At 52.9% G+C, this 24,019-nt stretch carries 24 protein-coding genes and 1 pseudogene; 12 read left to right on the top strand and 13 right to left on the bottom strand.

Features of this window, described 5'->3' with window-relative positions:
• The first annotated feature begins 33 nt into the window (after positions 1 to 33).
• Together ACR0EN_RS17510 and ACR0EN_RS17505 are read left to right on the top strand one after the other, a co-directional pair.
• Positions 34 to 786 (top strand): porin family protein, encoded by a 753-nt coding sequence (locus ACR0EN_RS17510; RefSeq protein WP_480588015.1) that lies wholly within the window; start codon positions 34 to 36, stop codon positions 784 to 786.
• Positions 787 to 877: 91 nt separating this feature from the next.
• Positions 878 to 1,738, top strand: a complete 861-nt coding sequence (locus tag ACR0EN_RS17505) for a tyrosine-protein phosphatase (protein ID WP_480588013.1) — start codon at positions 878 to 880, stop codon at positions 1,736 to 1,738.
• A gap of 323 nt (positions 1,739 to 2,061) precedes the next feature.
• Here the strand turns inward: ACR0EN_RS17505 and ACR0EN_RS17500 are convergent, their stop codons facing one another.
• Positions 2,062 to 3,024 (bottom strand): helix-turn-helix transcriptional regulator, encoded by a 963-nt coding sequence (locus tag ACR0EN_RS17500; protein ID WP_480588011.1) that lies wholly within the window; start codon positions 3,022 to 3,024, stop codon positions 2,062 to 2,064.
• Positions 3,025 to 3,281: 257 nt separating this feature from the next.
• Between ACR0EN_RS17500 and ACR0EN_RS17495 the strand changes: the two are divergent.
• A pseudogene (locus ACR0EN_RS17495) lies at positions 3,282 to 3,988 on the top strand (IS6 family transposase).
• Here ACR0EN_RS17495 and ACR0EN_RS17490 read toward each other — a convergent pair.
• Positions 3,965 to 4,144, bottom strand: a complete 180-nt coding sequence (locus tag ACR0EN_RS17490; protein ID WP_480588135.1) for a hypothetical protein — start codon at positions 4,142 to 4,144, stop codon at positions 3,965 to 3,967. The pseudogene ACR0EN_RS17495 and the gene ACR0EN_RS17490 sit on opposite strands and share 24 nt — an antisense overlap.
• Before the next feature lie 328 nt (positions 4,145 to 4,472).
• Positions 4,473 to 4,835: a hypothetical protein gene (locus tag ACR0EN_RS17485; RefSeq protein WP_480588009.1), complete on the bottom strand. Its 363-nt coding sequence runs from the start codon at positions 4,833 to 4,835 to the stop codon at positions 4,473 to 4,475.
• A 44-nt stretch (positions 4,836 to 4,879) separates the two neighbouring features.
• On the opposite strand from ACR0EN_RS17485, the gene ACR0EN_RS17480 reads away from it, so the two are divergent.
• From ACR0EN_RS17480 to ACR0EN_RS17460, 5 genes are all read left to right on the top strand, one after another.
• The gene (locus ACR0EN_RS17480; RefSeq protein ID WP_480588007.1) at positions 4,880 to 5,866 is read left to right on the top strand and encodes a Hint domain-containing protein; all 987 of its coding nucleotides are present in this window, start codon (positions 4,880 to 4,882) and stop codon (positions 5,864 to 5,866) included.
• A 1,245-nt stretch (positions 5,867 to 7,111) separates the two neighbouring features.
• The gene (locus ACR0EN_RS17475; protein WP_480588005.1) at positions 7,112 to 7,660 is read left to right on the top strand and encodes a roadblock/LC7 domain-containing protein; all 549 of its coding nucleotides are present in this window, start codon (positions 7,112 to 7,114) and stop codon (positions 7,658 to 7,660) included.
• Between the two features lie 116 nt (positions 7,661 to 7,776).
• Positions 7,777 to 8,454 (top strand): response regulator, encoded by a 678-nt coding sequence (locus ACR0EN_RS17470; protein WP_480588003.1) that lies wholly within the window; start codon positions 7,777 to 7,779, stop codon positions 8,452 to 8,454.
• Positions 8,441 to 9,799 (top strand): sensor histidine kinase, encoded by a 1,359-nt coding sequence (locus ACR0EN_RS17465; RefSeq protein WP_480588001.1) that lies wholly within the window; start codon positions 8,441 to 8,443, stop codon positions 9,797 to 9,799. The genes ACR0EN_RS17470 and ACR0EN_RS17465 overlap by 14 nt, the downstream gene beginning before the upstream one ends.
• Before the next feature lie 93 nt (positions 9,800 to 9,892).
• Positions 9,893 to 10,222, top strand: a complete 330-nt coding sequence (locus ACR0EN_RS17460; RefSeq protein ID WP_480587999.1) for a hypothetical protein — start codon at positions 9,893 to 9,895, stop codon at positions 10,220 to 10,222.
• Positions 10,223 to 10,782: 560 nt separating this feature from the next.
• On the opposite strand, the gene ACR0EN_RS17455 is transcribed toward ACR0EN_RS17460, so the two are convergent.
• The 3 genes from ACR0EN_RS17455 to ACR0EN_RS17445 form a co-directional block, all read right to left on the bottom strand.
• The gene (locus ACR0EN_RS17455; RefSeq protein WP_480587997.1) at positions 10,783 to 11,343 is read right to left on the bottom strand and encodes a metallophosphoesterase; all 561 of its coding nucleotides are present in this window, start codon (positions 11,341 to 11,343) and stop codon (positions 10,783 to 10,785) included.
• A 19-nt stretch (positions 11,344 to 11,362) separates the two neighbouring features.
• The gene (locus ACR0EN_RS17450) at positions 11,363 to 11,692 is read right to left on the bottom strand and encodes a hypothetical protein (protein ID WP_480587995.1); all 330 of its coding nucleotides are present in this window, start codon (positions 11,690 to 11,692) and stop codon (positions 11,363 to 11,365) included.
• Positions 11,693 to 11,769: 77 nt separating this feature from the next.
• Positions 11,770 to 12,684: a hypothetical protein gene (locus ACR0EN_RS17445; protein WP_480587993.1), complete on the bottom strand. Its 915-nt coding sequence runs from the start codon at positions 12,682 to 12,684 to the stop codon at positions 11,770 to 11,772.
• A 133-nt stretch (positions 12,685 to 12,817) separates the two neighbouring features.
• Here ACR0EN_RS17445 and ACR0EN_RS17440 point away from each other — a divergent pair, with 133 nt between their 5' ends.
• On the top strand, positions 12,818 to 12,994 hold the full coding sequence (locus ACR0EN_RS17440; RefSeq protein ID WP_480587991.1) for a helix-turn-helix domain-containing protein: 177 nt from the start codon (positions 12,818 to 12,820) through the stop codon (positions 12,992 to 12,994).
• A 126-nt stretch (positions 12,995 to 13,120) separates the two neighbouring features.
• On the opposite strand, the gene ACR0EN_RS17435 is transcribed toward ACR0EN_RS17440, so the two are convergent.
• Positions 13,121 to 15,403: an adenosylcobalamin-dependent ribonucleoside-diphosphate reductase gene (locus tag ACR0EN_RS17435; RefSeq protein WP_480587990.1), complete on the bottom strand. Its 2,283-nt coding sequence runs from the start codon at positions 15,401 to 15,403 to the stop codon at positions 13,121 to 13,123.
• A 129-nt stretch (positions 15,404 to 15,532) separates the two neighbouring features.
• Between ACR0EN_RS17435 and ACR0EN_RS17430 the strand changes: the two genes are divergently transcribed.
• Entirely contained in the window at positions 15,533 to 15,964 is a 432-nt protein-coding gene (locus ACR0EN_RS17430; protein ID WP_170819292.1) for a DUF1489 domain-containing protein, read from the top strand.
• On the opposite strand, the gene hisG is transcribed toward ACR0EN_RS17430, so the two are convergent.
• From hisG to hisS, 3 genes are read right to left on the bottom strand one after another with little or no spacing between them, the layout of a single operon-like run.
• Entirely contained in the window at positions 15,961 to 16,650 is a 690-nt protein-coding gene (gene hisG, locus ACR0EN_RS17425) for an ATP phosphoribosyltransferase (protein ID WP_170401909.1), read from the bottom strand. The two genes, ACR0EN_RS17430 and hisG, sit on opposite strands and share 4 nt — an antisense overlap.
• Complete coding sequence (locus ACR0EN_RS17420) at positions 16,647 to 17,735, bottom strand: ATP phosphoribosyltransferase regulatory subunit (RefSeq protein ID WP_480587988.1); 1,089 nt, start codon at positions 17,733 to 17,735, stop codon at positions 16,647 to 16,649. Before ACR0EN_RS17420 ends, hisG begins: the two co-directional genes overlap by 4 nt.
• A gap of 3 nt (positions 17,736 to 17,738) precedes the next feature.
• Positions 17,739 to 19,226 (bottom strand): histidine--tRNA ligase, encoded by a 1,488-nt coding sequence (hisS, locus tag ACR0EN_RS17415; RefSeq protein WP_170392483.1) that lies wholly within the window; start codon positions 19,224 to 19,226, stop codon positions 17,739 to 17,741.
• A 125-nt stretch (positions 19,227 to 19,351) separates the two neighbouring features.
• Between hisS and ACR0EN_RS17410 the strand changes: the two genes are divergently transcribed.
• On the top strand, positions 19,352 to 19,546 hold the full coding sequence (locus tag ACR0EN_RS17410) for a SlyX family protein (protein WP_170392484.1): 195 nt from the start codon (positions 19,352 to 19,354) through the stop codon (positions 19,544 to 19,546).
• A 4-nt stretch (positions 19,547 to 19,550) separates the two neighbouring features.
• Here the strand turns inward: ACR0EN_RS17410 and ACR0EN_RS17405 are convergent, their stop codons facing one another.
• The 3 genes from ACR0EN_RS17405 to dnaE form a co-directional block, all read right to left on the bottom strand.
• On the bottom strand, positions 19,551 to 19,919 hold the full coding sequence (locus tag ACR0EN_RS17405; RefSeq protein WP_170392485.1) for a hypothetical protein: 369 nt from the start codon (positions 19,917 to 19,919) through the stop codon (positions 19,551 to 19,553).
• Between the two features lie 5 nt (positions 19,920 to 19,924).
• Positions 19,925 to 20,137, bottom strand: coding sequence for a YMGG-like glycine zipper-containing protein (locus ACR0EN_RS17400; RefSeq protein WP_170392486.1), 213 nt, complete (start codon positions 20,135 to 20,137; stop codon positions 19,925 to 19,927).
• Between the two features lie 86 nt (positions 20,138 to 20,223).
• Positions 20,224 to 23,724: a DNA polymerase III subunit alpha gene (gene dnaE / locus ACR0EN_RS17395; protein WP_480587986.1), complete on the bottom strand. Its 3,501-nt coding sequence runs from the start codon at positions 23,722 to 23,724 to the stop codon at positions 20,224 to 20,226.
• On the opposite strand from dnaE, the gene ACR0EN_RS17390 reads away from it, so the two are divergent.
• Positions 23,723 to 23,980, top strand: coding sequence for a hypothetical protein (locus ACR0EN_RS17390; RefSeq protein WP_170733013.1), 258 nt, complete (start codon positions 23,723 to 23,725; stop codon positions 23,978 to 23,980). The genes dnaE and ACR0EN_RS17390 overlap by 2 nt on opposite strands.
• The last annotated feature ends 39 nt before the right edge of the window (positions 23,981 to 24,019 follow it).

The following is a 24,019-nucleotide window of genomic DNA, read 5'->3' as shown; positions in this document are numbered from 1 at the left end:
GTCGCAACGTAGATCAATGACATGGCTCAGGAAATGAACACTACCTTTTTCGCTGATCAAAAATGGCAATTGTCCGCATTGGTTTGCGCATTTTGGCTGGGGCACGTCCCATCCGCAGGTGCAGACAGTTCGAGATGGGATTTCACCGGCTACCTGTATCTTTGGGGACCCGCATTAAGTGGTGAAACAACAACAGGAACCAGCATCGACATCAGTTTCAGCGAGATGTTGGACAACCTGGACTTTGGTCTAATGGGTGCGGTGGAAGCGCGGCGCGGAAAACTCTCCGTCTTTGTTGATGGTTTGTATCTCAACTTGGGCAATGACCAATCTACAACCGCTGGCCCCGGCATCCCTGTGTCCGGAGACGTCGATGTAAAGGGCACAGTGTTCACAGGCTCGGTCGGGTACGACCTGATGGAAACACAAAATGCGCGGTTTTCAATATTGGGCGGAGTACGAAGCTTAAGCTTGGAAAACACGGTCAACATTGCAATTGCGGGAAGATCGCAACGTGTTTCGGGAAAAATCAACAACTGGGATGCCGTCATCGGCTTTCGCGGCACACGCCAGTTCACTGACCGTTGGGGGTTATCCTACTATGCCGATATCGGCACCGGAGACAGCGACCTGACAACCCAAGTAAGCCTGGCGGCGAACTATAGGATTAACAATTGGGATCTCGTGTTGGGCTATCGGTATCTCGATTGGAACATCGGAAATTCGCAACCGATCTCGGATCTGACCTTTGACGGTCCATTCGTCGGCGCAAGGTTCAATTTTTGAAACCCGAGCAGATCAACACCGTTGCTTCGTCGACCGAAAGTCTCCGCCCAACGGAGAACGGATCTAATGATCACTTAAGAGGAGCAAGCAAATGACTATCGTACGAACGTTGATTCTAACTGCCGCTCTTTTCTGTGGTGGAGCCTTCATCGATGCATCGGCTTCTGAAGACCGCGCCATCCCCATTGAAGGCGTAGCAAACACAAGGGATCTTGGTGGTCTCAAGACTGCGGATGGTCGAACGGTACGCACGGACCAGCTCATTCGTTCAGGTGAAATCGATGACATGGGGACGGAAGGCATGGCCCTCGTCGAGGATCTCGGAGTGACTTCCATAGTTGATCTTAGAACCACTTTGGAAGTGAACAAAGGTCTGTTGCTGTGGCCTGAGGGACAAGGTCCGGCACGCTACAACTTCCCAGTTATGGAAGAAGAAGCTCAGATGATCGAAGATATGCGTCAGGCCATCAAATCTGGGACTGCAACAGAAGCAGATACCGACGGGCTTTTCTTCGACGCCTTTGGATACATCCCGACTGACTATACCGCTGAGCTGCGGGGCTTGTTCGACGTTTTGATTAACCAGCCGGAGGGCGAGGCAGTGCTTTACCATTGCTCGGGTGGGAAAGACAGAACCGGAGCTGCGACCGCCTTGATTCTCAGCGCCCTGGGTGTCACGCGAGAGGACATAGAAGCTGATTTCATGATGAGCAATGTCCTCAAAGATGCCGATAATGCGTCTGTGAAGATCGCCAACCAAGTTAATGCTGAACACGGCACCAGCATGCCCCCAGAAGCTGTTTGGCCATCCTTGGGCGTTCGAATGGAGTACTTAGACAATTTCTACAAGAGCGTGAACGAAACCTATGGCTCAGTGGACAACTACTTGCACGAAGGGCTTGGACTGACGGACGAGGACCTGGAAAAACTCCGCAATCGTTATTTGCGTTGAACAAATTCGAACGGGAGCTAGTCGTACTACCAAAGTCAGACCAGACTGACATTCAATCCAAGACTTTGCAAATCCGTCTTAGCTGACAGCAGAAGCAAGACCCCAGCCGTGCATATTGCCCAACGCTAGGATTGCCGCCCTGCCTGTCTAAGCTGGGTCATCAGGTTCTCTGCATCTTCCGGACTACGGAACGCACGCGGAAAGCAAAAACCCTTCAGGTGCGTCCAATTCGTCGGAATGTTCATAAGCGCGACATAGCCAGATCACTCAGCCTAAACAACTTGGCAATACCTTGAATAGTTATTTCGCGGTGGGCTGCGGGCTCACAACTGACGGGATAAGATTTCTTGATCCTCGCGGATTCCCAAAGCGCTTACTAAGTCCGTTGCTGAGATGCAGAAATTCTCGGAGAGCCTTACTATCGAAGTTGGACTGAAACCGTTCAGATTTGGTAATTGACGGCCATCGCTAATTGAAATTGCTTCGTGAACTGCCTCTTTCCAACGAACGATGCCGCCCAGTGACAACTGGCTAGACTTATCAACAATTTCCAGAACAGGGTGCGGAAAGAACTCCGACCAGTCTAATACGCCAAGAGCGACTGCACGTCCGATCGCTTGTTCTATATTGTCGGCTTTTAACTTAGTTAAAACGGAATCACACAACAGCTTTACCGTGCCAAGAGACACGTCAAAAAACGAGCTGATATCTTTAGGCAAAGATCCTCTTGCTAACATTCTGAGAATTTTCATCTCATTTTCTGAAAGGGGCTCGGAGGGTAGCACCAAGCGAGTGTCGATGGCATTCAACGCCAACAAATGCAGAACTTGGGCTTTTTGGCGGAGTTCAGGAAGTATCCTTTCTACAAAGCCTGGCCAATCTTCAGCTCTATGATCGGCGGTTACAGAAAGCTGACCTCTGACTCCGAATGGGTCAATTACGGGAATAGAAAAACCAGAGGTTCCAATGTCGAATTGAGCAGCTGCTTTGAATAGGCCTAGATATTCGGGTTCGCCTGCGTACACTGACCAATCTGTTGGAGCTATGGTTTTTGCACCCAGTTTGACAAGAGGATCTAGTTCCGCAAGGTTGTGCCCTATGTAATAATTGACCCATTTCTGCGGGTAAGTTGTGAATCCATACACAACTTTTTTGTGTTCATCAACATGTGCATATGAGGCGTTTCTTAAGGAGAATTTCCGACAGATTCCGCGTAAAAGTGTGTTTCCACTCAGGCAATGATCGAATTTAGTGTCACCTATGTCGGAAGTATCTGTATTTGTCATTCCAATACCTAAGTAATCTTATCGCAAAATAGGTTGTATTTTGCTTCATCGCGCATTGTCTAAATCTGAAGCCTGACGACAGTTGGGCGGGCAACTTACAATAATGACAAGAAGCCGAAACGGAGATATTGGTTTGGCCGAAATTCTGCAGATCAAATAGAAGAAGAGTTTCAAGAGCCCATCAAACGTAGGTGTTGCATCGAGACTGTTGCATTAATCGTCGCCTTTTGGGGATTCTTGTTTCCTTGAGGTTGCCTATGCCGCGTAGATCACCTTTCAAACTAAACCGCTTTCCGCGCGACATCATTCTCTGCGCAGTTCGTCGTTACCTACGGTATCCACTTTCGTATCAAAATGTTGTCGATTTGCAGGCCGAACGTGGCATCGAAGTTGATCGCTCGGGGGTGTTCCGCTGGGTCCAGAAGTTTAGCCCGAAACTAATCAAACGCGCCGAGAAGCACTTACACCGGGCCAGCGTAGACTGGCATATGGACGAGACCAACATTCGGGTTGGCGGCAAATGGCGCTATTTGTGGAGAGCGATCGTTGCAAATGGGCAGATGGTTGATTTCCAGCTCACGGCTCGGCAAGACGCTAAGGCTGCCAAGCCTTTCTGAAAGAGGCGATTGAACGCGCCCGGCTGTACCGACCTGCAACACTAGTGATTGACAAGGCCCATGCGTAACGGCGTGTCATCTGTGAAATTAACCACAGATACGACCCGCATTTCGACAGCATCAGACATATCTACCGAAAGTGGCGGAACAATTTGGTCGAAAGTGACCATGCGGCGGCGAAGCGCATGCTTGGGTACCGCCAGAGCTTTCGATCCTTGCGAGCCGCGAAGGCAACACTGAGTGGGAAAGAGACGATCCAGACCATCAAACGCGGCCACATTTATCACAAACACCCCGGTGTTCGAGGAGAGATCGACGTCATCTCAAACCTGTTTGACCGCGTATAGTTCGGCCCCAGGCGATGCGCCTGACACAGCTTCAGCCATTAATGCAACAGTCCCCATAATCTTCATCAATATCGCTGATTTGATGGTTCCGGTGTCGTTATCTTTGAGACTGGTTGAACTCACTGCGTTAAATTTGAAAATTTCGATAACTTTCACGACAAATTATCTTTGGCTCTAGTTTAATTCCTGTTGCTGAGGCCGCATAAACAAGCACGGCCTCAACTTCTTTTTAGGAGGTTTTCTTGGGAATCATTATCCCATCGAACGTATCTGCCATAGATCAAGTTGCTGGTGATACTCTGTCCCTATTACTCTATAAAAATTACCTAAACTTTTCATTTTAATTACTTTGTTGTAAGTCAAAGGCCTCAATCTATACACCTTATTGAATTTACAAAACTCTCGATTTGTTTTTTTGAACGATAGATAAAAAATGGTCCTGAATTCAGATTATTCCCCTTAATTTTCCCTCCACAACTCAGATTTAGACAGTGCGTCGCTGCAGCACGTCACTCACTTTCTCGCTTCCGGTTTTAGACCCCTCGTGCCGGAAACTGAGAACTGCAGCGACACCCCGCTTCGATTTCGGTTGCGGTCTGAGGGCAACGTCTGGGTGAACTCCCCCTTCGCCCAGTCGGGAGGCGGCGGTGAAAACCGCCGCCTCCACAAACCAGTGGTTCTGAAAATCGTCATTTTTGTAAAGAACGGGAAAAGGTCCTGAAAAGAAAAAGCCGGACAGTTCCAAACACGCGTAACAATCCTCGAATTTTACCCAGTGGTGCGCGTCGGCACGATGAGATGTGCCGTAGCGGGATGCTGTCACCAGTGTTTTTTGGGTCGTCAGCATCCCGTTGATCCAGATGGAACCTCTCTTCAAGGAGACTCAAAATAATGAAGTTTGTAACGATCCTTGAGATAGATGAAGATCCATTGAGCAATGTGGACGTTACAATTCTAGCATCCTTCCAAGTGGCAGTTGTTGACAACGACAATACTTTGGAGGATCCAGATTCTGACGGCAGCCCACAGCTTGATGTGAGCGCTGTTCCCGGTTTCCAAGGTGACACAACGGATTTCCAAGTGTTTGAAACCTACACGGGCAACATCAATGGCAATCCGGTAACCTTCACGCTCCTGCAGTTCAGCGATCCTCAGTACATAGTTGTGATATCTGGGCAAGCGCAGGTCGGCGATACCATTGAAGACACCAACAACTCTATCGTCACCGCTCCACCTGCAGATTTTGACACACTTCCATCCTTTGTTTGTTTCACCGGAGGTTCCTTGATCGAAACTCCCAACGGCAGAAGACTCATTGAAACGCTTGTGCCAGGTGATGAGGTCGTAACCGCTGAAGGTATCAAGACAATGCGTTGGATTGGCAGGCGTCAGCTTACACTCCGGGAGCTAGAACAGAATCGAGACCACTGCCCGATCGGCTTTCGACCGGGAAGTCTAGGAAACAACCTTCCGCTAAGAAAGCTTTTGGTTTCTCCGCAACATCGCATCGCGGTCTCGTCTCCCATCCTTGAGTTACTTCACGAATACTCCGTCATGCTCGCTCCGGCTAAGGGTCTCGTGAATAAGGAAACAATAAGACAGGAACGCCCGAAAAACGGTGTTGAGTACATACATATCCTTTTTGACAAGCATGAATTGGTCAAAGTCGAAGGCGTTTGGTCTGAGTCATTTTTTCCCGGAGACTTAACTATCAACTACATGTCTGATGAAACGCGAGAAGAACTTTTCAGGCTGTTTCCGGAATTGAAGTCAAGCAAAGGGAACTTTGCAGAAACAGTGCTGCCGGTTTTGAAATGCCGAGAAGCACGCGCTTTCCAAGAGTTTACCCAAAGCTTAAATGGGATGGCTCTTCCCTAGTTGTATTGGTCTTGAGAAACCGTACAGCCACGCTAATCCTGGATCACGACAAACGATTGATCTGCGCCACAGCGGTTCTCAATTGGATTGAGTGATTCGACTAGTTTAACGAGTTGGCTGACGCACAGAAGATTCTTGGTTGTTTCGAAACTGGCGGACTTTGCAAGATGAGTCTTTCTCCTCGCTCAGTCTTTTGGCGACTCCCTGGGAGTGTATTTCACATAATTAAGCTTTCTGAATACTTCATGACAACTTCACTTGGAAATTAGGGCTGGTGGTGTTGTGGCCACATACAGAGACGCTGACAGATCGTTAGCCCACCCGAACCGGGAAACACTGGCATTGGAAATGCCACTCACTCTTGGCTTCTGTCAGCTCTCTTGGCGACCTTTTCTGAACTCGGACACTAGGAGGAAAAGGTCGCCACTTTCTTTTTTTGCGCTGGAGGACTTTCGCGAAGTCAATCCTCAAAAAAATAGTCTTCTATTTTTGAGATCTGAGTTAGAGCGAAAACACCATCATCTAGCGAGAAACATTTAGCCAAAGATCGCACCGACAAAGTGTTTACGCAACGTAATCCAGTTTTTTGATGATAGCGCGAACAGCCTCAAAATAATGTAAAAACAATATGCTACGCAATAAATTTTCAAAGCACTTTTTAGTTCTTCTGTTATATAGAATGTTCAAAAGATGATTATTACAAACTTTTAAAGAATCTGAATATTTCACTTAAACTAAATGTCGCCTCTTCACTCATCTACTGGTCTGTATGAGTCGAGGGTGAAATGTTGGGTTTGGTTTTTTGTGTCTTGATACACATTGGATACGAATGCGCGCTCCTTTGGATGGTATTAGAAAGCAGCAACTCAATCGAATCCGTTTGGGGTCTTGCTGATCAAACGTCGATAGAACAAGCCGTGATGCTGAAATCCGCGCGCGCAATTTGGCCTCGCATAAAACCAAACCTCACTAAGCATTTATCTCAGTCTGAGTTTGCAGAAACAGTTCCTATTCCAAAGTTTGGCCAAGTAAAAAGGCAAAAAAGCCTTCCACAGATTAGCGAAGTTCTGATCGAAGACCTGCTTCGGCAAACTAGGGGCATAAGGCAACGATCCGCAAAACGATCACGTTATGACGATCGTTTTCCTTCAGAGGTGATTGCCACCTCTACGTTGCTTGACCAGCCAAGCTCGCCGGTTTCATCGCAACTTTCGTCGTCCATGTTTTCCGGAGTCTAGGTGAGAAATGAGCAATCCGATGGCGAAACACAAAGGAAACGTCGTGTCTACCGTAACCAACTTTGGTGAGAGGTTTGGACTGATCCGGAAATACACCATTTCAATTCCAGCAAACTTCCCTGCCAACCATGAATCTGAGCCGCAAGCGGGCAACTCTGTCGTCGGACGGGCTGCCAAACTTAAAGAAATGAAGGAGAAAATGATGTCTTTGGACATATCCAAACTGAGTGAAATCAAAGGGCTTGTTGGTGCTTGCCTAGTGGACAGTGATACTGGCCTTACGCTCGCCACTGAAGGCGGCGCAAAGTTCGATCTTGAAACGGCAGGCGCTGCCAACGTCGAAGTTGTTCGCGCCAAACTCCAAGCAATCGACGCGTTGAAACTCAACGACGTTATTGAAGACATACTAATCACGCTTGGAAAACAGTTTCATTTGATCAGGCCGTTGGAAAAGAACCCAAACATCTTTGTGTACGTCGCACTGGATAAAAAGGTGGCGAACCTTGGGCTTGCTCGACTGCAAGTTAAAGCCGTTGAAGAGACTCTAAGTCTCTAATCTAGACCCCCTCGAGAACCAGGTTCAGGCGCATTATTGTGCCTGAACCGCATATGCCGGGCCTGTTTGCTTTAGTATTGCGTTTAGCCCGATGCAACGGGACGGAAAGCCGGACAATGAAGATACTAGTTGCAGAAGACGACAAGAAGACCGCTGAGTTCGTGATCTCTGGCCTTCGCGCCAATGGTTTCAACACAGAATGGTTCGAAGATGGGCGCGATGCTCTCTCTTACTGCCTTTACAACCAATGTGAAGCGGTCATTCTGGATCGAGTGTTACCTGGGATGGACGGACTCTCGCTGTTGAAGGCGCTTCGTGCGGCGAGAAACCAAACTCCAGTGTTGTTCCTTACTTCGATTGGTGATGTGGATGATCGGGTCGAAGGTTTGACCGAGGGAGCCGATGACTACCTGGTAAAGCCATTTCACTTCTCGGAGCTTCTGGCACGTTTGCAGAGCGTGTTGAAACGGCGAACTGACAAGGTAGAGGCAACAGAGTTGCGCATCGAGGATCTTTCAATGGATCTTTTGAAGCGCACCGTTAAGCGACAAGGCCAAACGATTGATTTGAAGCCAAAGGAGTTCGCTTTGCTTGAACTTCTGATGCGCAACACAGATCGGATTGTTACAAGAAACATGATCCTTGAACAGGTTTGGGACTATAATTTTGACCCGAACTCGACGGTAATTGAAACATATATCAGCCGCCTCAGAGCAAAGATCGACAAGCCGTTTGATTCTGGTCTTTTGCATACAATCCGAAATGTTGGGTACAGCCTCCATGGACCGCGCTAGCATATTTTCCGGCGCGCCTTTTCGAACAGCATGTTACGCTGCACTTGTGGTTTGGATAATTTCGGCGCTGTTCGGCTATACGGCTTATCTGGCATTAAAAGACACATTACGCGCGAACCTTGAGCAGCAAATCCTGGAAGAGGAGCTATTACTTCACGAGATATTGCTTGAGGGTGGCACGGATGCTTTACAGCGCGCAGTGGATCACCTGAATAGCCCTAGCCGCACGGGGCTGCATATGGTTGCCTTGTTTGACAAGCACAATTCCGTATTGGCAGGATCGATATCTGTTATCCCCAGAGAAAATGGCTGGCACGAAGTTGATCCCGACTTTGTTGAGATCAGCGGCGGACAACCGATCTACTTACTGAAAGTCTCCGATCACCTTGGTTTCAGAACTGTGGTCGCGCGCAGTATGGCCTCGCTAAATCAGGCTTTGACCACGCTATGGGAGGGCTTGTTGTTGCTGACTATTGCCACAACAGCAACAGTTTTGGGGCTTGGATATTACGTGAGCTCCCAGACCTATCGAAAGCTTAAGTGGATCGAACGAACTTTGGACATGGTGTCCAAGGGCAATACCGAAATCCGCCTTCCGGTCTCTAAAGTGAATGATCAGATTGACAGAGTATCGCGTTTGATGAACCGACATCTAGACAGGTTGTCCAGCCTGATGATCAGTACGCAAACGACTGCGGTCACGATCGCTCATGACTTGAAAACGCCCCTTTCACATGGGTTTTTAGCACTACAACAGGTGTATAGTGAACTTGACTATGGTGGTGACCCACGCCCTAAGCTCTACGAACTTGAAAAGGAGTTGAAGCGGCTCTCCGCCGTTTTTGACACCATTTTGAGGATTTCCAGAATTGAAGCCGGGGCGTACAGGAAAAAGTTCTCGACAGTGAACTTGAGCGCTTTGGTGGCTGATGTGGTCGAGACATTTTCACCGGTGGCCGAAGATCAGCAGCAAAATATAACGGCCGACTTTAATGCGGATACAATTCTTGTTCGAGGCGATGAGCAAATGCTCAAGCAGCTGCTGGTCAACCTCATAAACAACTCTATCAAATATTGTCCGCCGGAAGCTTGGATAAGGGTATCCGTCAAAGCCACGACTGAGACGGTTGACCTTGAGGTGTCAGACAATGGGTTCGGAGTTCCAGGACATCAACTCGAGAAAATCTTTGACGCCTTTTATCGCGTTGACGGTTTCCGAAGTGAGGCTGGCAACGGTCTCGGTCTTGCACTCGTTAAAGCCGTCGCGTTACGACACGGAGCCGTGATTTCGGCGCACGACAACGCACCGGGTTTGCGCGTTTGCGTGCGCTTCGGAAAGCCCTAGGCACTCTACGATTATCTTCATGTCAGGATCAGATATTGCGGCGACTTCTGCGCACGTCTTCGCCCAAACACCCTAGCAGAAAAGAGGAAAAACATGTTAGTAAGAGCAATTCTTCTCGCGAGCAGCTTCATGGCTTCTGGTGCAGTTGCAAGCGAAGCACATTTTACGTGCACTTCAATCATTACCGGGGATCAAATTTTCATTTCGCAAACGGAAGGCGGTTCCGAAGCACACGTCTTGTTCCATGATATAGATGGGGCAGCCACGGTTGCGCATGGTCTTGATGGTGTGACGTTTATCCACATCGCATCAAATGAAGTCTGGACGCTGACTCTTCATTTCCCGACGATGAAGTACGAGTTGTCTACTCACGGTTCCGAAAACCTGGAAGATCACGGAAGTTGTATTCGGGACGGAGAGTAACTTACATCACGTTTCAAAACAGATCGATGGTGCGCCCAATCCGATAGCATAGATTTAGCCGTAGCCTCCATTTCGGCTGCGGCTAATATAGTTCTTAAGCCATGTACCAAGTGATAATGCGCCTGCCGTACAGCTTTAGGCGGCCGACTTAACTCTTGTGGTTGGTTAGTAAGTCGGCCGCCACACCAAGGATGCACACCATCCGCAGGAAACCGACGCCACCCCAACGTCCGTTTCTGTACCACGCTTGAGGATCGGGAGATCCATGGTTGTTTGTTTTGAGGGGGTAAGAAACAAAGCGAGAAGAACGCTATCTCTGCTAATTTTCATACCATTTTCAAAAAGAATAAAAATTTGAATTCTTCCCAACGAAATCGGGAGGTCACTTACCAGGATGTTACGGATGCCAGAAGCCCAGGTTCTAATGCTTCGAATTGGAGGTTGGTCAAGAACTAGCTCGCAAAGCCCTTTTCCGCCGATTATTTTGCAAAACAATGTGTTACGCCGCGCAGATCTCGGTATTCTTTGTTAAATGGAAAAACTTACGTGCCCCGGTAAAACTAAGCAGGTCTTGGTTCCGCGTCCGCCCAATGCCTATTTTCCGGCAATTTTTTCGCCCGGCGTGCGACATCATCGAACGAAACAGGTTTGAAACCCCAGACATCAACGCCAACATTCACCGAGTTCCGCGAGCCATGCCAGTTGTCGTGGACATGGCCAAAAAGTTGCAACGCTCCTCTACGGGCGTGGTTCCATGTGATCATCGGATAGTGGCAGAGTGTATTTAACTGTTTTTGCGGGCCGTCTCGAAGTTCCTTGTAGTTTGAAACGGATTCCCAGGGTAACTCCAGTGTTGGCTCCAAATCGTGGTTCCCGATCACCAGATGTCGCTCTGCACCCGGCAGTTGATTGAAGATTGCCTCGACATAAGCGCTGTCTTTCGCCTTTGCACCAAAAGCAAAATCACCCAAAATCCACAGGTGATCGTCAGGTTTGACCAGTTTCCACATGTTATCCAATAGGGTCGCATCCATCTGGGAGACGGATGAGAACGGACGATTGCAGAAACGAAGAATGTTCTCGTGGCCAAAATGAGTATCGGCCGTGTACCAGATCGTCATCGACCCACCTCATCGGCGCCTAACAGGAGAAAGCACGAAATTGCTCGGGCAAATAATCCAGCGCTAGCAACTTCAACAACAAAACATCCAACGATAACCGGGTTTCGGACCATTCCCCATGCTCAGATCGAACACTCAGATCGTAGCCGCCGCGCTTGTTCGCGCTTATCAGCACTTCCCGACCGCTCATGAAATCCCACAATGAAATCATCTCTGATTGATCGTCATCTTCTGGCTTCGTACTAAAGCACTGACAATGAGCCACCACGGCAGGAACTGCGTCGTTCAATGCACTCCAGGCAGCGCGCATTTCCGAAGCGTTCAAAACGGGATCATCTGGATCGAACACCTTGCTTGCAGCCTTGATCGCAAAAACGGATGCAAACCTGCTCTCCAAGTCCTGCATAGGGGCTTTTGTTCTTGCCGTCATAGTTTGATTTTGCTTTCTGACTGTGGTTTTTCGAGTGCTTCCAAGATTTGGCGATCCGTTTCGTCGCGATTCAATCGAACCAGCGCATAGTCGACTAAGTCGATGCGAACGGTGGTTTTTCCGCCTGCAGTCTGCACCTGCACATGGAACACGAGATAGCAACCAGCCAGTGGATCATCAGTGCGTGGTGACTTGAACTGATAGATTGCAGGTTGACCGATCGCTGTGACGCAAGGTGTTTCGTTGTCAAACTGACCGCCAGCCACACCAGTCGACGAGCGAAGATTACCCATACCAGATTGGGCGACAATCTGAGCGTCTAGAGCTTGCAAACTTGAAATAAACCCATCCGAGCTATGCAGATAGATGAGATGAGATTCAAAGCTATCCAACTTCTCATAAGACGGTGGGCCGAAAATCTCTTTGACTTGGACAAACACAGCTTCTGCTGACGGACGATCATTTCCAACTGCAACGATGGTTCGCTGCACTTCCAAGACCCGCCCTTCGAGAACCCCGGTTGCCAGAAACAGTGTCACTTCTTCATATGGTTCCTGCCCCAAGCGCAAAACTGGCGTTACCCATGGTGACAGCATCCGTTGAGCATACTCATATCGGAATTCACGCCCATTCGAACTACGCACATTAAGAGTTACCAGTTCATCGACAAGTGGTTGACCGAAGCGTGCAAGAATCGTTTCCGTCGCTTCAAAAGCCATATCACCCGGGCTGACATCCAAGACCGAATATGAGGTCGCCTTACGCTCAGGTTTTGATGTCAGTGGTTGCAGTTTTGTATCTGAAAATGCCTGGATCGGGCAGAGGCCAAAAACAAGGACCACAGAAGAGATTGTGGGCCAAAGACGAGCAGAGCTCATTGCTCTGCAACAAGATTGGATAAGTGTTTTCACAAATGCACCCTCTCGGCGTAACACAACTACGAATGTATGTTAAAACAGGTAGAGTTAAAACCGGCGTTGCTCAATAGAATTGTGTGTGAAAAGAACGCCGAAAAGCCCTCTTAGAGACACTGTCGCCCGAAACATGCGCAAGCTTCGGGCCGAGCGGGGCTGGTCTCAAGAGCGACTGGCAGAAGAAGCAGGGTTAAACCGTACTTATTTAAGTGCAGTAGAACGTTCCGAGCAAAACATCTCTGTCGATAACTTATACCGTGTAGCAGTGGGGCTAGGTGTCGAGAGCTGGGCCCTTCTAAAAGACTGAAACACATCCAGTCTTTTAGGATCAGGTCGCAACGAATTTTGCGTTACTAAGACACGAGAAAAGGTCATCTAGTGGCCGGAATGGCTGTGTCACCTGACGCACCACATCAATTCCTCTTCTGCCAAATCAGCCACACTTAGAATGACCGCAGCTGCGGCAGGTCATGCAGCCTTCGATCATCACCATGTCGAACTGACCACAGGATGGGCAAGCCTTGCCACGTGGGGCGTCCATGTTGACCACCTGCGCCTGAGGATCGGACTTCAGGCCCATGCCTTCGCCCTCAAGGAAGCCGATATTGACCATGTGTTGCTCGATCACGCCGCCAATCGCGGCCAGGATGGACGGAATGTACTTGCCTTTGACCCAGGCCCCGCCTCGCGGGTCGAACACAGCTTTCAGTTCCTCGACCACAAAGGACACATCGCCACCGCGTCGGAACACGGCCGATATCATCCGGGTCAAAGCCAGCGTCCAAGCATAATGCTCCATATTCTTCGAGTTAATGAACACCTCGAAGGGACGACGGCGTCCGCCAATGACGATATCGTTAATTGTCAGATAGATTGCGTGCTCGCTGTCCGGCCATTTCAGCTTGTAAGTCGACCCTTCCAGCGATTGTGGGCGATCAAGCGGTTCGGACATATAAACGACCTCGCCCCCGTCAACCTCATGCGGGGCATCCGCGCTTTCACCTGGCGCTTTGTCGTCGCTTTCCGATACGCTCAGAACCGAGCCGGTCACATCGTTTGGCCTATAGGTAGTGCAGCCTTTGCATCCCTGATCCCAGGCCTGCATATAGACGTCTTTGAAGGCGTCAAAGCTGATATCTTCGGGACAGTTGATCGTCTTCGATATCGAACTATCGATCCATTTTTGCGCCGACGCCTGCATTTTTACGTGATCGGACGGGCTTAGTGTTTGCGCATTCACGAAATACTCGGGCAATTCGGCGTCACCAAACTTGTCGCGCCACATCTGCACCGCATAGTCCACAACCTCTTCTTCGGTGCGCGAACCGTCCTTTTGCAGCACCTTGCGCGTGTAGGCATAGGCAAAAACCGGCTCGATCCCCGAAGACACGTTGCCCGCATACAGCGAAATCGTACCCGTCGGCGCGATTGAGGTCAGCAGCGCGTTGCGGATGCCGTGTTCGCGGATTGCGTCGCGCACATCGTCATCCATCTGTTGCATGGTGCCGCTGGCCAGATATTTCTCGGCGTCAAACAGTGGGAAAGCGCCCTTTTCCCTCGCCAAATCGACCGACGCCAGATACGCGGCGCGCGCGATCGCGTGCAACCAGCGTTCGGTCTGACGCGCCGCCTCGTCCGAGCCGTAGCGCAGACCCAACATCAACAGCGCATCGGCCAGACCAGTCACGCCCAGCCCGATGCGGCGCTTGTCCTGCGCCTCGGCTTCTTGTTCGGCCAGCGGGAATTTCGACGCGTCCACCACGTTGTCCATCATGCGAACGGCGGTGGCCACCAGCTCTTGCAAGGCCTCCTCGTCCAGATGCGCGGCATCCTCGAACGGCTCGGCAACCAACCGTGCCAGATTGATCGAACCAAGCAGACAGGCACCATAAGGCGGTAGAGGTTGTTCTCCGCACGGGTTGGTCGCCGAGATCGTCTCGACGTAATTCAGATTGTTCGCCTGATTGATCCGGTCGATAAAGATCACGCCCGGCTCGGCATAATCATAGGTGGCCTGCATGATCTTGTTCCAAAGATCGCGCGCCTGAACGGTGTGATAGACCTTTCCGTCAAATACCAGATCCCACGGTCCATCGGCCTTGACGGCCTCCATGAATGGATCGGTGACCAGAACCGACATGTTGAACATGCGCAAACGCGCCGGGTCGGATTTCGCGGTGATGAACTGTTCGATATCCGGATGGTCGCAGCGCATGGTCGCCATCATCGCACCACGACGCGAGCCTGCAGACATGATCGTGCGGCACATGGCGTCCCAGACGTCCATAAAGCTTAGCGGGCCCGAGGCATCCGCTGCGACCCCTTTCACATCCGCGCCGCGCGGACGGATGGTTGAGAAATCGTAACCGATCCCCCCGCCCTGCTGCATGGTCAGCGCGGCCTCTTTCAGCATGTCGAAGATACCGCCCATGCTGTCGGGGATCGTCCCCATCACAAAGCAGTTGAACAGGGTTACCTGTCGCGCGGTGCCCGCCCCGGCGGTGATGCGGCCAGCAGGAAGGTATTTGAAATCCTCTAGCGCCTCATAGAATTTTTCTTCCCAATGCGCCGGGTCTTCTTCCACACGCGCCAGATCACGAGCTATGCGCCGCCAGCTGTCCTCGACTGTCTGATCGATGGGCGTACCATCCGCCTGTTTAAAGCGGTATTTCATATCCCAGATCTGCTCGGCGATGGGGGCGGCAAAGCGGCTCATTGGTGATTCCCTGTGCTGAAAGAGGCATTCAGATTAGCCCAGATCACATCTAAACCACAACACCTTGATGACAAGCGCATGAGGGCTACAATATAGGGATCACCCTTGGGACGACTCTGTGGGAAAGCTGTGGATAAGTACGTAAACCTCATCAAACTTTCGGTTGGGTCAGAAAGCGTCGACACGCTGATGGCGTGGCAAGACAGCCGCAAACCACTCTATGAGGACGGATACCCGCGCCACGTCACCCGCATGTGGCCCAAGCGCGACGCTGAAATTCTGAATGGCGGGTCGATCTATTGGGTGATCAAAGGTGTGGTCCAGTGCCGCCAGCGCATCCTGCGGCTGGATGAAGTCCGAGGCGAGGATGGCATCCGCCGCTGCGCCATCGTCCTGGACCCCGAAGTACACAGAACGCAGAACGCCCTGAAGCGTCCATTCCAGGGCTGGCGGTATCTCAAGCCTCAGGACACCCCTGCCGACTTGCCTAAAAATCGCGAGCAGGACGATGCCCTGCCCGACGATCTGAACCGCGCATTAGCGGAAATTGGGGTGCTTTAGGCCAACCTGTCCAACAGCTCATTCAAAGCCGTCTTTTCAGCCGCATCGTATTTGGCCACGCGGCTGCGCCACAGCGTGGCCTGCGATTGCAGGATCAACCCATCCGACAGGATTTTCAGGTGGTTCGCCCGCAGTGTTTCCCCGGTCGAGGTGATATCGGCAATCGCCTCGGCTGTCTCATTCACCACCGTCCCCTCGGTTGCGCCCTGGCTGTCGACCAGCGTGTAATCGGCCACTCCCGCTTCGGTCAGGAATTCGCGGACCAGACGGTGGTACTTGGTAGCGATCCGCAGCCGGTGGCCATGCGCCCTACGAAAACCCGCCGCCGCCGCATCCAGATCATCCAGAGTGTCCACGTCGACCCAGCAGGCTGGGGTTGCAATGATAAGGTCCGCCTTGCCGAACCCCAAAGGTGCAACCTCTTCCACCTGCTGTTCCCAGCGTGGCAGCTTTTCATGCACAAGATCGATGCCGGTCACGCCCAAATGAATGCGTCCCGCCGCCAGCTCGCGCGGAATCTCTCCTGCAGACAATAGGATCAGCGAGACGCCACCAATCCCATCAACCTTGCCCGCGTATTCCCGGTCTGATCCGCTGCGCGACAGTGTAATGCCGCGCTTTTCAAACCATGCAAAGGTCTTGTCCATCAACCGGCCCTTCGAGGGCACACCGAGTTTCAGGCTCATTGCGCAGCCTCCTCGATTTCGAGCATCAGGTCCGGGCGGATCACGCCGCCAATTGCCGGAATCTCGGCCCCACCACCCAATTGCCTGGTCAGCGCATCATAGCGCCCGCCGGTCGCAACCGGTGGCAGATCAGGGCGGCCTTCGGCGTAAAAGCCGAATACAAACCCGTCGTAATACTCCATCGAGGTCCTGCCATAAGACGCCTCAAAATCCAGTGTATCCACATCCACGCCACGCGCCTGCAGGGCTGCGATACGAGCTTCCAAACGATCCAAAGCAGATGTGATCTGTGGCAGATCAACCGCAATGTCACGCAGTTGTTCCAGCGCGAAAGGCATGGTTTCGCGCACATTAAGCAGCGTCTCCAAACCGGCCAGTTCATTGTCCGAGATCGGCGGCGCAGCGCGGTCTTCGCGCAGGGCATCAATCCGTTCGAGAATTTCGGGCGTGCGGCGCTTGCCTATCATGGGCACGTCAATCGCCAATGGGTCGACCGCGTCAAGCAGAGCATCGCGCCCCTCGAGACTTGCTTTGCGTCCGGCATATCGGTCCAGCAAAACGCGGAACCGGCGAGGCCGCCAGAGATGCCGCATCAGTGCAGCCTTACGACGACTAGTGGTCTTGAGACCCTCAACAGCGGCGATCAGAATACCGATATCACCTGTCGCTGCCCGCAAGGGCAGCCCGCGCAATTGCAGGGCAAATAACGAAAATACCTCGGCATCGGCTCCGGCGGGGTCTTCGCGATCAAATACTTCGTAGCCGACTTGGATATACTCATTAGCACGATCCGGATCGTGTTCCTGACGGCGGAACACTTCGCCGGAATAGGTGTATCTTGCTGGTTCAGCCCCATCGGACATGTGCATCTGTACCACCGGCAGGGTGAAATCCGGGCGCAGCATCTGCTCACCCCGCAGCGCGTCCGAGGTCACGTAAGCACGGGCGCGGATATCTTCTCCATAGAGGTCCAACAGCGTCCCGGCTGGCTGCAGCAGAGGCGTATCAACCACCTGCGCGCCCGCCGCCTCGAACCGGACACGCATCATGGCGGCGCGGGCCTGTATTTGGGAACGGTTCGGCATGGGTCAGTCCTGATTGTCCAGAATCTCGCGCACCTTAGCGACCAGATCGCCGCGGGGCACTTCGAACTGGCTGGGCCGTTCTTTCCATTCCTCAAGCGTGGCGCTCTCGGCAATCTTGGCGCCAAGAATCAGGTCCTTGATCTGCACGATCCCATTTGCCTTTTCGTCACCGCCTTCGATCACCGCAATTGGAGAGTTCCGCTTGTCCGCATATTTCAGTTGGTTGCCAAAGTTCTTGGGGTTGCCCAAGTAGACCTCGGCTCGGATACCGGCATTGCGCAGTTCTGCCACCATCGCCTGATAGTCCGCCATGCGATCGCGGTCCATCACGGTCACAACCACTGGGCCGGTGGCCTGCGCCGCGATCCGCCCCTTTTCACGCAAAGCGGCCAATAATCGGTCAACACCGATGGAGATGCCGGTCGCGGGTACTTCCTGTCCGGTAAACCGCTTGACCAGATCATCATAGCGACCACCACCCGAGACCGACCCGAATTGCCGCTTGCGACCCTTCTCGTCGTATATTTCGAAGGTCAGTTCGGCCTCATAGACCGGCCCGGTGTAATAGCCGAGGCCACGCACGACCGAAGGATCAATCTCGATCCGGTCCGAACCATACCCGCCTGCATCCAGCAGCGCACCAATCTGCTCCAACTCAGCGATCCCGTCCGCACCGATCTTGCTGTCACCCACAGCCGCGCGCAGGTTGGCCAGCGTTCCAGCGGTATCTGCAGCTTTAGAAGTCAGGAAGGCAATCACCGGCTCGGCCTGATCACCGCTAAGACCAACACCATCGATAAAAGCGCCAGAGGCATCCAATCGGCCGTTGGTCAAAAGCTCACGCACACCAGCCTCGCCCACCTTGTCGAACTTGTCGATCGTGCGCAGAACGTTATCTCGGGCGGCGGCGTCTTCACCCAAACCCATCGCTTCGAGCACGCCATTCAGAACCTTACGGTTGTTGACCCGCACCAGATAGTCACCGCGCGGGATTCCAACGGTTTCCAGCGTGTCCGACAGCATGGCGCAAATCTCGGCATCCGCAGCCATTGAGGCCGTGCCCACCGTATCCGCATCGCACTGATAAAACTGGCGATACCGCCCCGGCCCCGGCTTCTCGTTCCGCCAGACCGGACCCATCGCATAGCGGCGATAAGGCGTCGGCAGATCGTTGCGGTGCTGCGCATAGACACGGGCCAGAGGCGCAGTCAGGTCATAGCGCAGCGCCATCCAGTCGCCATTGCCGCCTTCGTCAAATTCCTGCCATGCAAATACGCCCTCGTTCGGGCGGTCCACGTCGGGCAGGAACTTGCCCAACGCCTCAACCGTTTCAACCGCGCTGCTCTCCAAGGCATCGAACCCGTAACGATGATAGACGCCTGCAATCGTCCGCAGCATCTCGGTGCGCTGCGTGACTTCCTCGCCGAAATAGTCACGGAACCCTTTCGGCGTTACGGCCTTGGGGCGGGGCTGTTTCTTGGGCTTGGCCATGTGGGGCGTCCTTGGGATTTAGTGTTCCGCGCGCGGTCTATCCCATGGTCTGTTTCGGGGCAAGGCGGGGTTTCTCTGGCCAGGGCGTCACAGGGTCGCTATGAGACGCCTATAAGGAGAGCCCCATGCAGCATCTGGAAGAGCAGATCGCCCATCTGACCCGCACGGTCGAAGAGCTGAACTCGGTCGTCACAAACCAACAGAACGAGATCGACCGCCTGACCCGCCGCGTCGAGATGCTGTTGCAACGCGAGGCGGAACGCGCGCAGGAAGGCTCAGGCGGCGTTGTGTTCGGCGACGAACGCCCGCCGCATTACTGAGGGGTTACAACCCCAGCGTCGACTTCACCGCGTTATCGACCACACCGCCCAGAAGGGCATTCTTGTCGGCGGCACAACCCTCTGACAGAGCAGCAATGAAGGCTTCGCGCAGTTGGGTCTTTTCCTCGTCAGTGGCCGCATGATCTTCGATATTGATCTGGCGGTTATAGAGTGACAGGGCCGTCATTTTTCCAACAACGGCCACGACAAATTCTTCGTCGCCATCAGCCTCCTCTGCGATCGACGCACATGTGTAGTGCATCACAGGCAAGGCATCCTGTACCATCTGCTCTGCTGAATCGTCAGCCAGCGCGAATGTGGGTACGACAAAGAGCGTGGCACAGAAAGTAGATTTTACGAGAATTGACTGCATCAGCTTCACTTCCAGTTATGTCCGATAATCGCACCGGCCACCCCACCGACCGCAGCCCCTTTACCATCGCCGACCAGCGCGCCAACGCCCGCGCCGACCAAGGCCCCGGTAAGAGTGTTTTTCTTCTTTTTGTCGTCTGCATGTACCGCGGTGGCCAATGCCAGTGAACATGCCGCGGCGAGTGTAAATATCCTGAAAACATTGCCTGAACTTGCCATTTCGGAACCCTCCTGTGAAATGACCTTTGAGGATGTTCACCCAGCCTAGCGGGGTCCATCGCGTGTGGCAACATTACGGTTCGGGATCAGATTTCTTCGATCTCCGATATCCCCTCGAGCGATTTCAGCGCGCCTTTGATTTCTGGGTTGATCGGAAATTCCCGGCCCAGATCCATCTCGACCTCGCCTGGCAGTCCGGGATCGAATAGGCAAACATAAACAGGTCCCTTGGCCACCCTTTTGGCTGAAGCCTCTGCGCCTTCCAGTACCGTGGCCATGTTCGGCAAAACCTTCGAATCCTCGACAAACACACGCAAACCCGTCGCACCCGCATCGGCCACAACTGTATCAACCGGACCAACGGAACGGCCCAGCAGTTTCAGCTGATCGGCCTCCATGGTCGCTTCGGCCGTCAGTACCACCTGTGCGCCGGTTTCCAGAAACTCTCGGGATTTCTCCAGTGTTTCCGAGAATAACGTGACCTCGAATGCCCCAGTCGGATCAGAGAGCTGCGCAAAAGCAAACCGATTGCCACGCGCTGATTTCCTTTCCTGCCGACCTGCAACGACTCCGGCCATCTTAGCGATAAATGGTCCAGAGCGCGCCTTTTCAGTCACCTGGTCCAGTGTCAGCACCTGTTTGCGCTTCAGGGCCGGCATATAGTCATCCAGCGGATGGCCAGACAGGTAGAATCCGATGGCCTTGAATTCCTCGCTTAGGCGTTCGGCAGGTAGCCAATCAGGCGAAGGGGACAGACGCGGTTCGGGCAGGTCATCGCCTGCCTCGCCAAACAGGGAAACTTGGTTGGAATTCTTCTGCTCGTGAATCGCCGCCGAATACTGAACCAACGGATCAAGGCTTTCAAACACACGGCGACGATTTTTATCGAGCTCGTCAAAGGCACCGGCGCGAGCCAGCATCTCAAGCGGGCGTTTGCCGACCTTCTTCAGGTCAACACGGCGGGCGAAGTCGAACAGGTTTACGAAAGGCTTTTCGCCACGCCCCTCAACCACAAGATTCATTGCCTCGACGCCTACGTTCTTGAGCGCGCCCAGCGCATAGACCAAATGCCCATCGGCCACATCAAAGGTCGCTTGGGATCGATTTACGCACGGCGGAACATAGGGCAGCTGCAGCCCCTTGCGGACTTCCTCAAAATAGATCGCGAGCTTGTCGGTCAGATGGATATCGCAGTTCATGACACCTGCCATGAACTCGACCGGGTGGTTCGCCTTTAGCCAGCCGGTTTGATAGCTGACCACCGCATAGGCGGCGGCGTGGGATTTGTTGAAGCCATAGTTGGCGAACTTGTCCAGCAGGTTCCAGACTTCGGTCGCCTTGGCCTCATCCACATTGTTTTCGGCAGCACCTTTGAGGAACTTGGGCCGCTCTGCATCCATCGCCTCCTGAATTTTCTTACCCATCGCGCGGCGCAGCAAGTCCGCGCCCCCAAGGCTGTAACCCGCCATTTCCTGCGCGATCTGCATCACCTGTTCCTGATAGACGATGATGCCCTGTGTCTCATCCAAGATATGGTCGATGGACGGGTGCAGCGTGTCGCGTTCGCTAAGCTTGTTCTTGACCTCGCAGAACTTGGGGATGTTCTCCATTGGGCCGGGTCGATAAAGCGCGACGAGGGCGATGATGTCCTCGATACAATCCGGCTTCATCCGCTTGAGCGCATCCATCATGCCAGAGGATTCAACCTGGAACACCGCCACCGTCTTGGCCGCCGAATAGAGTTTGTACGTCGCCTCGTCATCCAGCGGGATGGCGTTGATCTGATTTATTGCCCCTTCGGCGGGTTCATAGAGTTCCGTGCCATCGGGAGCTATGTGAAGGTCACGCCCTGACTTAAAGATCAAATCCATCGCGTTCTGGATCACGGTCAGTGTTTTCAGACCCAGAAAATCGAACTTTACAAGCCCGGCCTGTTCAACCCATTTCATGTTGAATTGGGTCGCAGGCATGTCCGAACGCGGGTCCTGGTATATTGGAACCAGTGCATCCAGCGGCCGATCTCCGATCACCACGCCGGCAGCGTGTGTCGAGGCGTTGCGCAGCAGCCCCTCGACTTGCTGGCCATATGTGAGCAGACGGTCCACGACCTCTTCATTGCGTGCCTCTTCCCGCAGGCGCGGCTCATCCTTCAGCGCCTTTTCGATGGAAACGGGTTTGACGCCTTCGACCGGGATCATCTTGGACAGGCGATCAACCTGTCCGTATGGCATCTGCAATACACGCCCAATATCGCGCACAGCCGCCTTCGACAGCAAGGCACCGAAGGTGATGATCTGCCCCACTTTGTCGCGCCCGTATTTCTGCTGCACGTAGCGGATAACCTCTTCGCGGCGATCCATGCAGAAGTCGATATCGAAGTCGGGCATAGAAACCCGCTCGGGGTTCAGAAACCGTTCAAACAGAAGCGAATACCGCAGCGGATCAAGGTCGGTAATCGTCAACGCATAAGCCACCAGTGATCCCGCACCCGAGCCTCGCCCCGGACCCACCGGAATGTCATGATCCTTGGCCCATTGGATAAAGTCGGCAACGATCAGGAAATAGCCGGGGAAGCCCATCCCTTCGATGATGCCAAGTTCGAAATCCAGTCGTTCCTGATATTCTTCAGGTGTCACGGCGTGCGGGATCACGGCCAGACGTTTTTGCAGACCCTCGTTGGCGATGCGACGCAGTTCGGCGACCTCATCATCTGCAAACTTCGGCAGGATCGGGTCGCGGCGATAGGCCATGAAGGCGCAGCGTTGCGCGATTTCAACCGTATTCTCGACGGCTTCGGGCAGATCGGCGAACAGCGTCACCATCTCCTGCTGAGACTTGAAATAGTGCTGCGCGGTCAGACGTCGGCGACCGTCCTGCTGGTCGACATAAGCCCCCTCGGCGATACAGATCAGCGCGTCGTGGGCCTCGTACATGTCCGAAGTCGGAAAATAGACGTCATTGGTGGCCACCAGCGGCAAGTTCTTTTCATAGGCCATCTCGACATGACCGCGCTCGGTCAAGCGCTCGGCCTCAGGTTGGCCTCCTTCGCCTGGGTGACGCTGCAACTCAACATAAAGGCGATCCGGGAAAATCGCGGACAAACGATCCACCAAAGCCTCGGCAGCAGGGCGCTGACCTTGCTGTAACAGCAACCCTACGGGCCCGTCTGGACCGCCGGTTAAGCAGATCAAATCATCTGATCGTTCCGCCAATTCGTCCAAAGTGACCTGCGGCAACTGCCCGCTTTTGTCTACATACAGGCAGGAACTGAGCTTCATCAGATTCTCATATCCCACCTCGGATTGTGCCAGCAGCACCAGCGGCGCGGGTGATTTTGGCTTTTCTCCCGGCTGCGCCTGAACGTAACTGAGATCGACCTGACAGCCCATGATCGGTTGCACACCCGCCCCGCTGGCGGTGACCGAAAACTCTAAGGCCGAGAACATTGAATTGGTATCCGTCACTGCGACGGCGGGCATCTCCATCTTCTGGCACAGGTCCGGCAGCTTCTTCAGCCGCACGGCACCTTCCAGCAACGAATATTCAGTGTGAACGCGGAGGTGAATGAATCGGGGGGAACTGCTCATGCAGGCTAAGCTATCTCAGCCAGCGACGTTGCAAAAGCGGGAACCGGCACCATCGAATGCCGAAAAAATCATCGGTGATTATTCGGCTTTTTCAGAAGGTGCTTCGGGCGCAGGAACGCACACCTTCCCAAAAAGTGTTTATTTTCAATTTATTAAGCTTCACACATACACGACAATCATGGGCCGCTCGGGTGCAATGGTGTATCATATAGGCAGTTTTTCTTGCCAGATAAGGTACGCTGTTTCTAACATCTGACGGCAAGCTACCGCCCGCCACTCTTTCTACGTCGCATCG

It is taken from the genome of Ruegeria sp. AB7 (genome assembly GCF_056542625.1).
Note: the sequence above shows the minus strand (reverse complement) of the source record. Positions and strands in the feature narration are given on the sequence as shown.

Bases quoted from the DNA above. Each gene is read 5' to 3' on its own strand.
- ACR0EN_RS17480 (WP_480588007.1), top strand. From the start codon at position 4,880: ATGAAGTTTGTAACGATCCTTGAGATAGATGAAGATCCATTGAGCAAT.
- dnaE (WP_480587986.1), bottom strand. From the start codon at position 23,724: ATGAGCAGTTCCCCCCGATTCATTCACCTCCGCGTTCACACTGAATAT.
- hisS (WP_170392483.1), bottom strand. From the start codon at position 19,226: ATGGCCAAGCCCAAGAAACAGCCCCGCCCCAAGGCCGTAACGCCGAAA.
- ACR0EN_RS17465 (WP_480588001.1), top strand. From the start codon at position 8,441: ATGGACCGCGCTAGCATATTTTCCGGCGCGCCTTTTCGAACAGCATGT.
- ACR0EN_RS17455 (WP_480587997.1), bottom strand. From the start codon at position 11,343: ATGACGATCTGGTACACGGCCGATACTCATTTTGGCCACGAGAACATT.
- ACR0EN_RS17410 (WP_170392484.1), top strand. From the start codon at position 19,352: ATGCAGCATCTGGAAGAGCAGATCGCCCATCTGACCCGCACGGTCGAA.
- ACR0EN_RS17420 (WP_480587988.1), bottom strand. From the start codon at position 17,735: ATGCCGAACCGTTCCCAAATACAGGCCCGCGCCGCCATGATGCGTGTC.
- ACR0EN_RS17505 (WP_480588013.1), top strand. From the start codon at position 878: ATGACTATCGTACGAACGTTGATTCTAACTGCCGCTCTTTTCTGTGGT.
- ACR0EN_RS17475 (WP_480588005.1), top strand. From the start codon at position 7,112: ATGAGCAATCCGATGGCGAAACACAAAGGAAACGTCGTGTCTACCGTA.
- ACR0EN_RS17400 (WP_170392486.1), bottom strand. From the start codon at position 20,137: ATGGCAAGTTCAGGCAATGTTTTCAGGATATTTACACTCGCCGCGGCA.
- ACR0EN_RS17440 (WP_480587991.1), top strand. From the start codon at position 12,818: ATGCGCAAGCTTCGGGCCGAGCGGGGCTGGTCTCAAGAGCGACTGGCA.
- ACR0EN_RS17510 (WP_480588015.1), top strand. From the start codon at position 34: ATGAACACTACCTTTTTCGCTGATCAAAAATGGCAATTGTCCGCATTG.
- ACR0EN_RS17460 (WP_480587999.1), top strand. From the start codon at position 9,893: ATGTTAGTAAGAGCAATTCTTCTCGCGAGCAGCTTCATGGCTTCTGGT.
- ACR0EN_RS17485 (WP_480588009.1), bottom strand. From the start codon at position 4,835: ATGCTGACGACCCAAAAAACACTGGTGACAGCATCCCGCTACGGCACA.
- hisG (WP_170401909.1), bottom strand. From the start codon at position 16,650: ATGAGCCTGAAACTCGGTGTGCCCTCGAAGGGCCGGTTGATGGACAAG.
- ACR0EN_RS17390 (WP_170733013.1), top strand. From the start codon at position 23,723: ATGCAGGCTAAGCTATCTCAGCCAGCGACGTTGCAAAAGCGGGAACCG.
- ACR0EN_RS17500 (WP_480588011.1), bottom strand. From the start codon at position 3,024: ATGACAAATACAGATACTTCCGACATAGGTGACACTAAATTCGATCAT.
- ACR0EN_RS17435 (WP_480587990.1), bottom strand. From the start codon at position 15,403: ATGAGCCGCTTTGCCGCCCCCATCGCCGAGCAGATCTGGGATATGAAA.
- ACR0EN_RS17470 (WP_480588003.1), top strand. From the start codon at position 7,777: ATGAAGATACTAGTTGCAGAAGACGACAAGAAGACCGCTGAGTTCGTG.
- ACR0EN_RS17405 (WP_170392485.1), bottom strand. From the start codon at position 19,919: ATGCAGTCAATTCTCGTAAAATCTACTTTCTGTGCCACGCTCTTTGTC.